This window comes from Vibrio sp. VPAP30 (assembly GCF_001188205.1).
Lineage (GTDB): Bacteria > Pseudomonadota > Gammaproteobacteria > Enterobacterales > Vibrionaceae > Vibrio > Vibrio bivalvicida.
The window spans coordinates 1-15,216 of the sequence record NZ_LBLS01000024.1; the positions used below are offsets into that span (position 1 = coordinate 1).

The 15,216-nt window shown below is 43.3% G+C and carries 11 protein-coding genes; all 11 read left to right on the forward strand.

Annotation, left to right across the window (positions count from 1 at the left end; all coding sequences use genetic code 11):
• Positions 1 to 251 precede the first annotated feature (251 nt).
• The 11 genes from ZX61_RS09770 (at position 252) to ZX61_RS09830 (ending at position 14,924) form a co-directional block, all read left to right on the forward strand.
• The gene (locus ZX61_RS09770; RefSeq protein WP_049844452.1) at positions 252 to 743 is read left to right on the forward strand and encodes a DUF6530 family protein; all 492 of its coding nucleotides are present in this window, start codon (positions 252 to 254) and stop codon (positions 741 to 743) included.
• Between the two features lie 133 nt (positions 744 to 876).
• On the forward strand, positions 877 to 1,545 hold the full coding sequence (locus ZX61_RS09775) for a hypothetical protein (RefSeq protein ID WP_049844453.1): 669 nt from the start codon (positions 877 to 879) through the stop codon (positions 1,543 to 1,545).
• A gap of 1,191 nt (positions 1,546 to 2,736) precedes the next feature.
• The gene (locus ZX61_RS09790) at positions 2,737 to 2,979 is read left to right on the forward strand and encodes a hypothetical protein (protein ID WP_049844456.1); all 243 of its coding nucleotides are present in this window, start codon (positions 2,737 to 2,739) and stop codon (positions 2,977 to 2,979) included.
• A 158-nt stretch (positions 2,980 to 3,137) separates the two neighbouring features.
• Positions 3,138 to 4,040, forward strand: a complete 903-nt coding sequence (locus tag ZX61_RS09795) for a hypothetical protein (protein ID WP_049844457.1) — start codon at positions 3,138 to 3,140, stop codon at positions 4,038 to 4,040.
• A gap of 345 nt (positions 4,041 to 4,385) precedes the next feature.
• Positions 4,386 to 4,754, forward strand: a complete 369-nt coding sequence (locus tag ZX61_RS09800) for a hypothetical protein (RefSeq protein ID WP_049844458.1) — start codon at positions 4,386 to 4,388, stop codon at positions 4,752 to 4,754.
• A gap of 162 nt (positions 4,755 to 4,916) precedes the next feature.
• Positions 4,917 to 8,255, forward strand: coding sequence for a DEAD/DEAH box helicase (locus tag ZX61_RS09805; protein ID WP_049844459.1), 3,339 nt, complete (start codon positions 4,917 to 4,919; stop codon positions 8,253 to 8,255).
• A 358-nt stretch (positions 8,256 to 8,613) separates the two neighbouring features.
• Positions 8,614 to 9,279, forward strand: a complete 666-nt coding sequence (locus ZX61_RS09810) for a hypothetical protein (protein WP_049844460.1) — start codon at positions 8,614 to 8,616, stop codon at positions 9,277 to 9,279.
• Between the two features lie 374 nt (positions 9,280 to 9,653).
• Positions 9,654 to 11,363 carry an ATP-dependent nuclease gene (locus ZX61_RS09815; protein ID WP_049844461.1) on the forward strand — a complete coding sequence of 570 codons (1,710 nt, stop codon included), beginning with the start codon at positions 9,654 to 9,656 and terminating at the stop codon, positions 11,361 to 11,363.
• Positions 11,360 to 12,835 (forward strand): UvrD-helicase domain-containing protein, encoded by a 1,476-nt coding sequence (locus ZX61_RS09820; protein WP_049844462.1) that lies wholly within the window; start codon positions 11,360 to 11,362, stop codon positions 12,833 to 12,835. Before ZX61_RS09815 ends, ZX61_RS09820 begins: the two co-directional genes overlap by 4 nt.
• A 328-nt stretch (positions 12,836 to 13,163) precedes the next feature.
• Complete coding sequence (locus tag ZX61_RS09825) at positions 13,164 to 13,478, forward strand: hypothetical protein (protein ID WP_049844463.1); 315 nt, start codon at positions 13,164 to 13,166, stop codon at positions 13,476 to 13,478.
• Between the two features lie 3 nt (positions 13,479 to 13,481).
• Entirely contained in the window at positions 13,482 to 14,924 is a 1,443-nt protein-coding gene (locus ZX61_RS09830; RefSeq protein WP_049844464.1) for a DUF4041 domain-containing protein, read from the forward strand.
• Positions 14,925 to 15,216 lie beyond the last annotated feature (292 nt).

The following is a 15,216-nucleotide window of genomic DNA, read 5'->3' on the forward strand; positions in this document are numbered from 1 at the left end:
TACCTTTCGTTCTCAGTGAGGTGCGTGTATCTCATGTTTTTTACTTCTTGGCGGGAGCAAACTTCATGATTATCGCATCTCACTGTTTTTATGTTCAGAGGTGTCGCACTTCGTACTTGAATCCAAGGGTTATAACAAAGCTTTTAAGAGTGATTCGCAACGCTTGGCAGTTTCGCTTCGCTCAAGTATAGCCAAGCGCTGCTCACACCTTAATGCGGCGTTATGCTTAAATCGAAAATTTGGAGTCAAATATGCCAATAAAAGAATTCGGAGATAGAAAGGAGTATGTTACTGCTCCTGAGCTACCTCATCATCTAGAGCATAAGCCTTTGTTTGCGATGCCTTATGAAAAGTTTGATGGCATCTACAAGGGAGATACAGATGCTCGTTATCTTTCTGTAGGTATCTCTCAATGGGACTCTAGAGACGTTTCGTTAAAAATAATGCGACACACAGGAGATAAATGGACTCGTCAAGCAGAGGAGTTGCCTCTTCATCGTGTAATTGACTCAACAATTTTTCTCACAAAAGTGCTTCTAGATGAAAGTGATGATGTTATCGAAATTGAGCGTGATTTGTTTTTAGATCAGCATTCAGGTATTCAAATTACCAAAGAAAAGTGTTACGAATCTGATGCTTCAAGCTATGAGAACTACTTGTCTGACAATATGCCGATGCTTAAAAGTCGCCTAAAATCTTTATACCTCTTACTCGATGGATTGGAGAAAAAAGGTAAGTTTTAAGCATAACAAATCTGTGTAAGAGTGATTTTTACTATGCGTTGCGTTTAGTGTTTAAGGTGGTATGCGGCGCATCGGTATTGCGTTGCTCGCACCTTAACAGGGCGTTAGTTGCTTCAATTAAACGTGAGGTTTTATGATCCCAATCCCTACTTGTTATTCAGACTTCGATCCCGACTTTACGTTCACAAGTAGGAACGTTGAAGTAAAAGGCGGAAAAACTGCAAAGCAATACCTTGAGTTTGCTATCGCTGATTTTGAGCAGGATAAAACTGATAAAGGGCGTATAAATTCATTTTCAAATGCAAAAAGGGCGTTGCATTTGCAAGTGGAAATGCTTGCTAGTTTGTTCGGTTTTGATGCTATAAAAACTAAAGGGGTTAGGTATGCTAGCTTTCCTAAATATATAGAATTTATAACAAAATGTGGCATCGTAACGCCAAGGATACTAACAAAGCTAAATCGGGTAAGAAATGCCGTTGAACATGCTTACTACACTCCAAGTAAAGATGAAACCGAAAACTTTATTGATGTCGTCGAGCTGTTCATAGCGGCTACGGATAGGGCTTTATATCAATTTCCAATAGACATCGAATTTTTACCAATGACTATTTTAGACGATGGTATACCAAACATTAGCCTCATTAGTTTAGAACCGTACAGCGGTAAGTTACTGCTTAATGCTAACGACGCTGAAGATTTGCAATACAAAATCACTCTGCGCCCAGATCAAGACGAGTATTTCTTGTGGCTAAAAGTTCTGTTGTCGGGAACGCATTTGAACGACTATAAAATACGCAACTAACAAACTGTTTAAGAGTGATTCTGGTATGCGGTGGCTTCGGTATTGCGTTGCTCACACCTTAACACGGCGTTATGTGCTTTGTGCTATATGTCACAAACTATGAAACTGATGAGAGTAAAATTCTTCGAAAATTACTTTATAAATTAGGTCTTTCATGAAGTTCACTAGCTTAGTAGTTTTAATCGCTTTCTGCTTTGTGCCCATGCCATCGTTTGCATCCACTAGTAACCTAGAGTGTATTTATAAGAAGTATTCAGACCCTGAAGGCGTTCACGTTACAAAGAATGACTTCATTCTTCGATATCTAATTGATCCCGATGCCGACAAAGTTTATGTACTGGGGAACAATGGTAGCAATGAGGTAGTAAAGGTTCCGGGAAATGGTCATGTGTCATTTCTGGAAGCAACTGGGGTAGGGAATGTCATGGTCACCACGATTACAAACACTATGGATACGGTGCATAGTCGAAATACAGTTGGTTTTGGTGGTGATTTGATACCATCGCAGTACTATGGAAAATGCACCGCCAAATAAAATGCAAATAACAAAGTATTGAAGAGTAATTCTCAGTGCTTGGCATGTTCAGTTTGAATCAGCTTTAGTGTTTATGGCGCAATGGCTTAGATTGGGCAGTGGTGGTGTTCACGCCTTTACGTAGCGTTATATGAATCCCTAGAATTTGGGTAAGATGTCAATTTTGAAACAGTTAATATATTGGATTTTGGTCCTCGGCTTGAGCGCTTGTAGAGCAATTGCAAGTGAGCCGAGTAAAGAGTGTACCCAAGCTATGAACAGAGAAAGCGTTTATACAAAAAGCCTAGAGGACTTGCACGAGCTATATAAAGGTGATTTGGATTCTGATGAGGCTAAACATCGGATATCTGCTATGGAAAATCGTATTAAACAAGCTAAAAATTATCTCAGTCAAAACTGTGGCGTTGCAAAATGACACCCGAAATTATATCGGTAGTAAAATGTGGTAAAGAGTATGTCGCACAATAAACCGTCAGTAATAAAATATTAGTTGCAACCACTGTGCTTGGTTCGAAGAAAACACACGTAGGAACTTCACACCCTAAGCAAATCGCAATTGATCTTTTGCCGGAGTCAATTATTGAAGGCAATGCTTCTGACAAGCTTTGAAAAATTACATAACAAACTGCTTAAGAGTTATTCAATCAGGAGGAAGTATGAACATTAGATTTTGTGAGAAGTGTAAGATGAACACTGAGCACAAAGAAGTTATGAAGCAGAAACCATCTGAATATGGCATGTCTCGGAAAGAACAGTTCAAAGCGTTTTTAAGTGGGTTCTTTAGTGGTTCTGCTGCGTCATTGCCCGGTGGTGCTTCTTTGGAGTTAACAGATAGATATGTTGCTTGTTCTGTTTGTGGTGAGACTATTCTAGAAAACTGCGGTGATGAATTTCAATAATCCTCTACCCTGAGATAGCTAACAAACCGCTTAATTCGGACTGCTAACACTCGGCAAATTTTATTCCTGTCGGGTACAGTGTTTACGGTGGTCTGGTTAAGTGTCTCGGTATGTGTTGCTAGCCACTTAGCAGGGCGTTATGTTTATAGGAGAGTTCTGTGAGTGGAGTGAAAATTCCATTTGGTTACGATTCAAATCGAAACCAAGTAACAATTTTGAATTACTTACCTTTGGGAAGACCTGATCCAATATATTGTGGTGGAAAAGGCTGTGAAGCAGAACTTGAGTATGTTTCAGCTAGTCAAAGGGTTGGTAAATCAAGGATAACTCAAGTCCCTGCTTACTTCAGGCTGGCGAAATATGAAGATCATTCAATTACTTGTTCTTTTGCTACAAAAGGCAAACAAGTGATTGACGCAGCAGGTTCAACAAATGAAGTCCTTACTGCCCTAGCTAATGGGAGTCGGGTTTTTCGCATTCATTTGATGGATGAGAAAGACCAAATGAGAATGAAAGGTAAGGAAAATAATTTTTTAAAAAATCATAACCATGACACTGTAAAACGAACTTATAGAACACGTGGTAGAAAACTGCCTTATGTAAATAATCTAAATGGTTTACTTGACCTTTATGAATATGGACGTAAAACCCCAATGATGCGTCAGTCAATTTTTGTTATGGTGGATAAAGAAAAATTAAGGTGGGATGAATTTTTCTTTGATGTGAAGCATTATGATGAATTACATCAAAAGGTACTTGCTAATGGTACGGTTAAAGCTGCTGTTATAGGTCAGGTTAATAAAGTCAATTTTAGTACCCCAACTGGGCGTTTTTCGTCGGCAGAGTTTTCTCCAAAATTTCAAGGTAAAGGGAATAATATTTACCCCATCGCTCGTTTAAAGTTTGGCTTAAACCATAATTTCATCACGCCGGGTAAGAAAGTATTGTGTTTTGGGTCATTTAAGTTAGAACATGACGTGTCTAAACGTATAGTTCCTTCTAACAGAGGACATGAATTAGTTATGGGGTTGGCAGCACCATATCAGTGGCTTGAAATATAAACATAACAACGGCTCAAGAGTGATTCACAACGCTTGGCGCTTTCACCTCACTCTAGTTTTGTGCTCAAACACTATGCCGTCCCTGCGCGACCGTTTCGTGAGTCCTTGATGGTGCGAATGGGCGAGCCATTTGCGTGCGGTAAGCTGCTAAAAAATACACGCTCTGTCATTATTGTGTCTTGCTTGACTTACAAGGCGATACACGTCCCGTCTATCAATAGACGGGACGGAGCGGTAATTTGTTCCACGGCACAAACATTTACACAGAGGAAGACCACCATGGCAGCAATTACAATAGGGTTAGTATTGGCGACGGTGCTGGTATCCAGCCTGGAGTCGTAAACCATGCAGTATTCAACAAAGTGGTTGCTGCACCTATGGCTGATCGCGTTTTCCGCGTTAGGAGGTCAATCGCTAGATCTAACCGTAGTGGCGTTAACTTACGGCGATTCTGTCATTTCGGCCGACATTGGCCCAGATAGTCGTTTTAAAGTCAGCAACCGCAATGACACTGATCATATCGAGTTTTTAGGTACCGTAACGAAAACATCGCACGATTACCTAGTGGATGTCCGGGTGGTGGTCGATAAGATCGCGAGTTACGGAAAACGTGAGCTCAACACCACGATGTTGGTCGAGAACGAGCAAGTGGATGCGCCACTAGTGATAGGTGGGGTCAATGAGGAAGTGTTTAGCCTGACATTGCGGCGCTGAGCGCGCTCATTTCGTGCTGTAATTCGCTAAACGTGTCTTGCAGCACTGCGAAATACTTGATGTCACGAATGGTTGTTGTCACGAGGATTTGATAAGGTGATGAAAAAATAAGTCTATGAATAGTAGGCGTAAAAATAACAACGTAACCAAGGCTAGTGGCGAATGACTAATCAGCAACGGGCGATCGATGTCTTGATGGCATGGCATCGTATTGAATTTTTCCAAGTGTACGCTTTGCCCAGCAAAGACGATGAAGAATTAATCCCACGCGACATCAACTTCCAAGAGCTTCAGCATCAGGGGGATCAAGCACTGCCTTGGTTTACTCCCCATAATTTACGCCAGTTTGGGTTAGATCCGGAAAAAGCGACGCGTTATACACTGAATTTAGGCTTGTTTGATAAATCCGCCCTGATCAAGATCGTCGATCAAACGCTGGGCGCGTCGCCGTCCTCACTGTCAGCGCAACAGGCGATTGAGATTGAACAACGGCTGGATAGTGAAGGAGAGAGCTGTTTTGCTCAGTTGACGGTCGATGAACATGGGGTTATCGATCGTGATTCCTTGATGGTCAGCACGCTACCTTGGGCGCTCGGTTGTCTCCTCAATCAGGAGTTAGCCAGCCTGACTTACGGTCACTTTAGGCGCAGTATCAAGGGTCTTGAGGAGCACATGGATCGCGTGTTTGCCGAGCATGGGGCGATCGCTAATGCGCAACTGATCAGCCGGCTGGTCGCGTTGTTCTATCAATGGGCGAATCTGGATTATCGCACGCTGTTACCAGCACCAGATAGTCCAGTGCCTTGCATTCGATTGTCGTACTTGCAATTTGAGCGTAAACCAGCGTCTGACCAACGCGCCACGAACTCCGCCAAGCCGAGAGAAGCCGATCCGAATGACGTGGAAGACGAAGACGACACCGACGTCAATGACACGACCATCCCGATCCTGAACAGTTTCTATATCGAGGACATTGAAAGAGCGATCAATAGCATCCGGCAGGGCACGGCAGGCCAAGGTCTGATGCGTTATTTAAGTCAATCGGCTCACCGTCACGTCGATCTATACACTGACCAAGCGTTGCCTTTGATCGCGCAGCACTTAAGCCCAGAGCGCACGCCAGCCGGTCGTTGGCCATCTTCCCCCCAATACAATATGTCGTTGATGCAACAGTTCGCGGTGAACACCACGTTTAAAGAGCTGGGTCAGGAAGGCCTGATGTCGGTCAATGGTCCACCTGGGACAGGGAAAACCACCCTATTGCGCGATATCATTGCTGAAAACTTAGTTGAGCGCGCTAAGCGCCTAGCTGCACTGAGTTATCCGGCGCAAGGTCTCGATCACAATGGCTACTTAATCGCCTCGTTAACCGGTTTCGAAATGGTGGTGGCGTCTTCCAACAATGCTGCAGTGGAAAACATCTCGCGTGAGCTGCCGCAAAATGATTCGATTGATGACGACTATCGACCACAGATGACGTTCTTCAAGTCGGTGGCCAATCAGTTGGCAGCGCGTAAGCGAAAAGGCAAACTCCAGCCCATTCTGGCGCCGGAGCAGCAATGCTGGGGCCTGATTTCTGCGGCGATGGGGGCAAAAGCCAAAAGAGACGACTTCAGTCAACGCTTTTTCTTTGACAAGTACTACGGGGATAACGTCCCAGCCTCGCGCCCAGAAAGTAGCGATTTTCTCAATTTGTGGCAGCATTTTAAACATGTTTCGTGCGTGTCATTTGCGCAAGCAAAGCGCGACTTTGAGCAAGCCTTAGCCGCGTTTGAGCAAGCCCGCGCCCGTCAGGTCCGCTTTGTCACTCTCAAACAAGACCTGAATGCAAAGCAACAGCAAGTGCTGGCGCTCCAGCAGGCATCAAGCGGATTTGTTGAGCGTCGAGATCGCGCTGAGCACCAACTGCGTCAGCAAGAGTCACAGGTGGCCTCTTTATCCGAGCAAATAGACGCCACGCAGGACAGTATCTCCGCACTGACGTTGCAGCGTCCCGGTTGGTTTGCACGCTGGTTTAATACCGCAAAGAGCCGCCAGTATAACCAGCAATTGGCCGCTCTGTACCAGCAATCTTCACTGTTGAAAGCCAAGCGCAATAACCACAGTGGTCAACTCGCGACTCTTCGCTCTGAGCTGTCCGAGGTAGCGATGCAGCAACAGGCGCATGAAAGGCAGATAGAGAGTGAACAACACGCGCAACGCGCATTACAAGCTGAGTGGGTGGCGCTTAGCCAACACATCCATCCGGATAGTGTACCCAAGCCCAGTGCCGCGATTGATCAGGCGTCACTGCAGCAAAATGCGTATTGGCAAGAGCGAGCGATTAATGATCTGCGCTCGACCGTTTTCATCACTGCGATGACCTTGCATCAAGCGTGGCTGTATGAAGTGAAACGGCATAACGCTTTTAAGGACAAGGTGTTTCAACTTTCCGATTGTTTGAAAGCCAAGCCTCATGAATTGAACAGCCACAAGTTATGGCAAATTCTGTTTATGTTTGTTCCGGTGATCTCGACCACGTTTGCGTCGCTGGGGCGCATGTTTGCTAACCTCGAAGAGCAATCGATCGGCTGGTTGATGATCGATGAGGCTGGGCAAGCGGTACCGCAAGCCGCCATTGGTGGCTTATGGCGGGCCAAACGTACGGTTGTGGTTGGTGATCCCTTGCAGATCGAACCGGTATTTACCGCGCCACCGGTGTTGGTCGACCACCTGATGGAGCTGTCCCTTGGCGACGAGAAGCAGCAATGGAGCCCGGAAAACTGGTCGGTGCAAGAGCTGGCCGACCGCGTGAACCCCTACGGTTGTAGCCTCACGGTACAAGGGCGGGCGAAGTGGATTGGGATCCCACTGTGGGTGCATCGCCGCTGCATCAATCCAATGTTTGCTATTGCCAATAAGGCGGCGTATCAAGAGCGCATGATCCACGGCAATCACGTCGATAACCGTCATGTGCCCAGTGTGGTTCATGGTCAACTGGGCCCCAATCGCTGGGTGCAAGCCGACGGCCAATGTGTCCGCAAGCAGTTTTATCCTGAATTGGGTCTCGAGACGCTCAAGCTCTTGCATCGTCTGGTGAGCCAAGGCGGCGCATTAAAAGATGTGTATGTGATCTCGCCGTTTAAAGCCGTGAAGCATGAACTCAAGCAGTACTTGAGACAGCACGGTCAAGCGCTGCAACAAGACAAAGGCTTGGCGACGTTCATCAAACACAACATTGGCACCGTGCACACGTTCCAGGGAAAGGAAAGCCACACGGTAATTTTGGTTCTCGGCTGTGATCGCAACAAACCTGGTGGAGCGGTTTGGGCGTCGTCTAAACCCAACTTGTTGAACGTCGCGGTCACGCGCGCCAAGAAAAATCTGTTTGTGGTTGGTGATTCACGCGTTTGGGCCGACAAACTCTATTTTTCAGATTGTTTTATTCAACTGAATGAGCGCCCTGAATGTCCAGACAGCCCATCAGTGGATCCGGTGTCCACCACCGAGGACACGATGTAGTGGCCAGCGTTACGCTGGCTTGTTTAGCTAATTTGACGTGGTTGTCAATTTTGCTCAGCCCTATTGGTCACAATTTTCAATTGAGCCGGTCGCGGTCGTTGAGTCGAAACTGTTGAGGCAATTCGTGCGACTGACCGCTCCCGACGTGTTTAAAATCCACAGCTCCGGGAGCTGGCTATTCTCGAGGGAGAGGGGGCAACTAAACAACGTTGTCCAACTCTGAGCTAGCTACCATTGCCAGCTTATTTATGCCCCGAAATGAGTTACGCCTCAAAGTTCAAACAATGATGTTCAGTTAACTTTGATATACAAAAAGTAATGAGAGGCAAAATGGCCCTTCCTTGTCTGGAGAAATACGATGGATGCTTTTGAAAGTGGCTTGGCTTGTTACTGTCACCAGAGCCAAAATGAAGTTAATCGAATTCGACGATTTTCCCAATCTATAGATTCTCACTGGGAGTCGAAAGCTAAACGTTTAGACATCGACTTGGAGAAGTCTTTAGCCAACACTACCTGTGAAGATAGACGCCAAGAGTTAGGTGAAACTTATGGAATGTTTTACTACGAGGCCATAGTCAAGAGCGAGTGGATACATAGGCATAGTGTTGTTATTACGATTTCGAGCTTTGTTGAAAATTCGTTGCATGAGTTATGCGTTTTGCTTGCATCAAGAACTAATAAGTCTCTAAAACTCCCTCAGAGGAAAGGGCTGTCAAAAGTAGAAAAGTGCTTACTCTACTTAGAGTGTAATGCGAGTCTAAGCTTAGCTGAATGTAAAGAAGAATCAGATGCAATGATTACGACTTATAGATTAAGGAATCAGATAGTACATAACAACGGTAAAGTAACTGAACAATTTGAAAAGCAGAAGGCTCAATGGAAGGGCTTAGTGAAAGGCGGCTTAGGGGCGTATATTGAGATCGACAGTGAATTTATCACATGGTACTTAGACCAAGTCGCGGCTTTTTATTATAAATTGTCTACGGAGGTGTCGTTATTCATAACACGTACAAAGCCTGCCTAACATACGTTCATAGCTTTGTGAACGTTGATTGTTTTTGATTAATCAATGACCAATCTGTTATCCGTGCGATTGAAATCAAGTTGTACCTTATGCGCTTCGTGGTATATTCCTGCCAGAGAATTTAGACAATGTTTTTTGTCTCATTCCAATACGTTGTGACCAGATGCACAGTTATATGTTGGGCAAAGGAAGTCCGATTTCGATCCAATGTGTTTTTTTGGTTCACAATGACCTAACCCCAATGATTTGCGAACGATTATTCGAATCAAAGAGGCAACATAAAGACTGTTTTTACGCCTAAGTCTATTTTGGCTTCCGTTATTTGACGTTAACTTTGTCAATATGTTCACAAACAAAAACCACATGGAATATAAATGTACATTCGTACGGTCGAAATTGAAAACTACCGAGCCTTCAAAAACTTTGAGATTAAACTTTCACCGCTCAGCCTAATTATCGGTGAAAATGAAGCAGGTAAAACCAACCTTTTCAGTGCACTTACCCTGCCACTTAACAGCAACGATATTAGCTTCAATAAGAAACGCCTCTCAGTATCAGATATCAATCGGGAGGCAATCAAAAACTTTTACCAAGCTATCATCGACGACAAGGAAGATGATGAAGTCAAGGCTTTGATTCCAAAGGTTCGAATTGAGATCGAGTTCACTGAGCCAAAGAACATAATCGAAGAAGGCGTTGTTGGAAAGTGGATAATCGGAGAAGAAGCCGACGATAGCTATAAGATTCGCTATGACTTCAGACCCAAAGATGCAGATCTCTTTGTGAAGACAGCCAAGGATCTACTCGAAGGCATCGAGGACATTAAAGATACTCGTTGGTTCAACCTTCCAATTGAGCTGTACGACTACGACGTAACGCAAAGCAATAATGGGTTAAAGGTCAGCTATTCTGATCTAAGACTGATATCTATCAACTCGATTAACGCCGAACGTGACGACTTTGCAGAGAGTAACACTCAGAAATCAAACGACATTCTGACTAAGATGTTGATCTCGTCGCTTGTGGATACTGACAAGGCCAAAATCAATAGCGCGTACACGTCATTCTTTGACGCCATAGAAAACACCGAGACTTTCGAGAAGATCGTTACTCCTGACCCAGACTTTGAAAACTTCTTCGACGAGATTGTAGATAAGCTTGAATGTATTCCCAACTTACCAAACTTAAAAAGCATCCTGTCCAATATCACCCTGAAGTCTGGTGAAAGCTACTTATATCAGCGTGGCCTTGGGTATCGTAACCTCGTATACATCTACCTGTTATTTGAGTTTTTTAAAGGCAACAAGAATGCTCTCAACCTTTGTTGCATCGAAGAACCTGAAGCACATCTGAGCGTGAACAACCTGCGCTTCGCTACCGACTTCATATATAAAAGTACGCAAAAAGGTGGATCATCTCTACAAACTCTTATTAGCTCCCACAGCCCACAGGTCATCAATAAACTTGAGCTAACTAACGTGATCGTATTATCTGGAAATGATGCCATCCACCTAACTGATAGTAAGAAGCAGCTCACGAACTACCTTCGTAAACGACCAAACTTCGACATACTAAAACTGCTGCTGAGCAACAAGACCGTGCTCGTTGAAGGTACCACCGAAGAGATGCTCATCAACGCCATCCTCTATCGTGACAACAAAAACGTTAGCAGTCTTGAAGTAATATCTATCGAGCAGACTGGCTTTACGACATTCATGGACGTTTGGCTGCAAGTCAACAAAGGCAATACTAAAAAGAAGCTGAGTATCATTCGAGATCACGATGAGAATGAAACTACCAAGAAAAAACATGAAAAATACGATATAGACAACGACAATATTCGAGTAAGAACCACCACCAAATATACGCTCGAAGATGATCTTGCAGAGGCTGATGGAAACCTTGACCGCTTAAACACACTGTTCAAAAAGAAGTACAAAACCTCTGACGAAATGGCCAAGTTCCTGAAGAAAAGTAAAGCCGAAAGAATGCTTAAGATTGCCGACTCGATCTTAGACGAAAAGAACGAAGATCCGATCAAGCTACCCAAACACATTCAAGAAGCTTTGGATTTCATGAAATGATTGAAGTTCAAATAGCAGGAGCAGGTGCAGGTAAGACTTATGGTCTAGCTAAGAAGATCATCGCACACTACGACCTAAAGTCGCATAAAAAGATTTTTGCCATCACTTATACTAACAGTGCCGCGAAGAACATCTCACAAGCGATTATCAAACACCTAGGATACCTGCCAGAAAATATCGTGGTTTGCACAGTTCATACGTTTCTATTGAATGAGATCATTTACCCTTACTCTCCATTCGTACTAAATGAGAAGCATACTACCTCCTCACGCTGCAAAACGTTCTCAAACTTTCCTCCTGGGAAGACTGAAGAACAAAAGAAACGAGAAACGGCGAGTACCATCAGTAGACTAAAGAAGAGTGGTGTTATACACGTTGACGAAACCTATGCCGCTGCATGGAGAGTTGTCGACGAAAACTACTCAAAACACAGCAGCCAGAAGAAAAAGTCTAAAGTTAGGAAAGTTCACAAAATCCTAAGTAGCGCTATTGATAAGATTTTCCTCGACGAAGCTCAGGATCTTGATGAAACTGCTCTTAAAGCCTTTCAAAAAATCGGTGAGCTTTCAGTTGACATCTACATGGTGGGCGACCCTAAACAAGCAATAGATTATCCAAAATCTTTCAAAGGCTGGCTAGCTGCGAACAAAGCCAACGAAAAAGTTAAAGTGCTTCCGAATATAACGACTTCTCGTAGGGTTCCTCAGAGAATTCTTGATATCTCAAATAACTTCTGCCCCAGAGGTCAAGCGCAAACTAGCTTGTCTGAAGTTGAAGGACACCTAACATACATAACTTCTGAAGATGAGCATTACGACCAAGTTCTCGGTCATCATATTAAGAATGGAAGCTTAGTTAGCATATTCAGAAAAGAAGGTAATTACTCAACCAAGAAAGCGGGATCTCTCCCCGAGTTTGACCCAGAGGTAGAAGGGCTACTTACAGTGAAGTTTCCTGAATACGAAGAAGGTGTGGTCATATACTCATTGCAGCGCTATTTTGCATCCTTGTTATCCAACAATGACAACAAGACATCAATACGTATATTTCTTAATAAGCTAGAGATTCCGTACGAAAAAGAACTATTCAAGAAGCTTTGTCGATCAGCAGAACAATACGGTTCATCCAAAGATAATTCAGCCAAGTACGCAATCAGTAGCATCCAAATAACCAAGGGCTTAGAGTCTAAGGTGTGTGTTTTGATCTTAACTCCCGCGATTTTCAAGTACTTAATGCAAGATGGCGTTGAAAAATTCAACAAAACTTGGAATATGGTCTATGTCGCGTTGACTCGTGCTCAATCTGAACTAGTTGTTGCTGTAGATATGGATTTACTTGGTAAAAAATATAAGCATGATGATATTGTTGAGGGCCTTAAATCTATTGGGTTTGAAGAGCTAAACCCAAATCATCCAAACCACAAAACCGAAGAGAAATTCGGAAGCATAATATCGACCAAAGATAATTACTGAATGTCTGCCGATTGTTTAGACTTTAGCATGCTAGATTTAACCCAAGCTCAACTTATCCGAAGAAGGCGCTTTCGTTCTCAATCTCTAACTCATTTTTGTCCAGAACCGTTTCATGCGGGACTTTCTAGAAAGAAAGTATCCCATATTAATCTGGATAAAAGCTCATACACATCCCGTTAATGCGCATTTACCCGACCAAAAGTTATCTACTTTATACGTCATTAATCCTAAAAATATTCAATCTGTTTGATAAAGCTACAAGTTGCAAATATTTTATTGTGCTAGCATCCAAAACGTTATCGTTACACCATTTTACAGGAGGAAACCATTGGCTAGACGAGGTAGTGGTTTACGAACGGCTATAAAGGTTGTCAAGGCAATAGATAGAGCGAACAAGCAAGCTGCTCGTGAATCCCAGCGCAGGCTGAAAGCTCGTGAACGAGCGCATGCTCAGGCAGTAAGAGAGCATGAGAGAGCAGTTCGAGAAGCTCAGCGTGAATTACAAAGGCAAGAAAGACTTAAAAAGTCAGCAGCAAAGCAAGCTTTTAAAGACGCTGTATCTAGCGCTGCAGAAGAATATCAGGAGCGATGCGAAGAGCGAGCCGCTCTGAGGAAGCAGTTCATACAAGAGGTTATAAAGTAATCAATGGATAATAATTTACTGATGTTGGCAGGCTTATCATTAGTAGCTATCGTATTAGCTTATGTACTAGCAAAACGCTCAGCCGATAAGAAAATCAAGAAATACAGATCGCTCGAAGAAGCACTAGAAAAAACAAAAGAGGCATATGATTCAGCGTGTATAAGTCGAGAAACAATAATTGCGGCCAATGAAACTGCAAAACGAGAGCTAAGTAAAATCAACGAGGAAACTGCCGAGCTTCAAGCTCTGAAAGGACAAGATATTGCTCTAAAACAGAGCATTCAAGAGCAGCAAGCTACCTTAGAATCAACCAAATCAACCTTAGACGAACTCAACTCTAGCATTGAAAAAGGTGAGTTTGCTCTAGAAGAGCTAATGGGCGATATCGATTTGTATTCGAGACTTGATGAATATACTGCTCATGGTCATTTTGAAATGCCGCAGTACCTTTATGAAACATCTACTCGATTCGCTGAAGAGATCAAGGACGTTAGGCAACAGCAAAAAGGCATGATCAAAGATAAAACAGCGATCACTTTCCCAGAGTCGACGGTTATATCTAACGACAAGTCATTCAACAAAAGAATTTTAAATGGTCAGGTTAAGCTCATGCTTACTGCTTTTAATGTTGAATGTGATCTTCTTATCGGTAAGGTGTCGCCTAGTTCGTTTAGCCGTACGCTTGAACGTATAGAAAAACTTGCTAATACGCTAGAAAAGTCAGCAGCGACGTTAGAGTGCGGATTTGATATAGATTACATAGAACTTAAGTTTGAAGAGTGTAAGCTTCAATACCAATACACACTTAAAAAGCAAGAAGAGGTCGCTGAGCAGAAGCTTATCAAAGAGCAGATCCGTGAAGAACAACGAGCTATTAAAGAGTTTGAGAAAGCGATTGCTGATGCCGAAAAAGAAGAAAAAATGTACCGTAATCTTCTTGATAAAGCACAGCGAGAACTTGCTAAAGCTACTGAGCAGGATCGTTCTGAGATGGAGCAACGCATAGCAATCCTTGAGCAGCAACTCGCTGAAGCCGAAGCCAAAGAAGAGCGAGCTAAGAGTATGGCAGAACAAACCCGTAAGGGGCATGTTTACGTCATTAGTAATATTGGTTCGTTTGGCGAGGATGTTTACAAGATCGGTCTTACTCGCCGTCTAGAGCCTATGGACAGAGTTAAAGAACTAGGCGATGCAAGTGTACCATTCCCATTTGACGTACATGCCATGATTTACTCCGATGATGCTCCAGCTCTTGAAACTGCACTACACCGAGAATTCAATTCTAAACGGGTAAACGCTGTAAACCTTCGCAAAGAGTTCTTTAATGTTGACCTAGCATCTATCCAAGAAGCCGTAGAAAAGTTAGCCGGAATAGAAGCCGAATTCAAAATGACTGCTTTGGCTGAGGATTACTATGAAAGCTTGAGAATGAGTGAAGCAGCCTAAAAGGCCATATAGCATAATGCGAAAATGTGCTATTTGGTGTGGTTTTCCATAGCTAGACTATACCAAAATTCAGCTTATTCTGAGTTAATGGTAGGAAGGTTTCAATCCTAAGTCATTTTTGTCCAAATATGAGTATAAAAATTAGTTGGTAACAACTGAGCACCATGACGGTTTCTAAGTTGTGCATGTTGCCTTTTGTCTCAAGTCTACTTTGATGCCGTCGTATTTTTACAGCGAGTCAAGTTTTAGCCTTTTGTGGCTATTTTATTGACATTAGTTGGTTAAGATAATC

Bases quoted from the DNA above. Each gene is read 5' to 3' on its own strand.
- ZX61_RS09800 (WP_049844458.1), top strand. From the start codon at position 4,386: ATGCAGTATTCAACAAAGTGGTTGCTGCACCTATGGCTGATCGCGTTT.
- ZX61_RS09810 (WP_049844460.1), top strand. From the start codon at position 8,614: ATGGATGCTTTTGAAAGTGGCTTGGCTTGTTACTGTCACCAGAGCCAA.
- ZX61_RS09770 (WP_049844452.1), top strand. From the start codon at position 252: ATGCCAATAAAAGAATTCGGAGATAGAAAGGAGTATGTTACTGCTCCT.
- ZX61_RS09805 (WP_049844459.1), top strand. From the start codon at position 4,917: ATGACTAATCAGCAACGGGCGATCGATGTCTTGATGGCATGGCATCGT.
- ZX61_RS09815 (WP_049844461.1), top strand. From the start codon at position 9,654: ATGTACATTCGTACGGTCGAAATTGAAAACTACCGAGCCTTCAAAAAC.
- ZX61_RS09775 (WP_049844453.1), top strand. From the start codon at position 877: ATGATCCCAATCCCTACTTGTTATTCAGACTTCGATCCCGACTTTACG.
- ZX61_RS09830 (WP_049844464.1), top strand. From the start codon at position 13,482: ATGGATAATAATTTACTGATGTTGGCAGGCTTATCATTAGTAGCTATC.
- ZX61_RS09820 (WP_049844462.1), top strand. From the start codon at position 11,360: ATGATTGAAGTTCAAATAGCAGGAGCAGGTGCAGGTAAGACTTATGGT.
- ZX61_RS09790 (WP_049844456.1), top strand. From the start codon at position 2,737: ATGAACATTAGATTTTGTGAGAAGTGTAAGATGAACACTGAGCACAAA.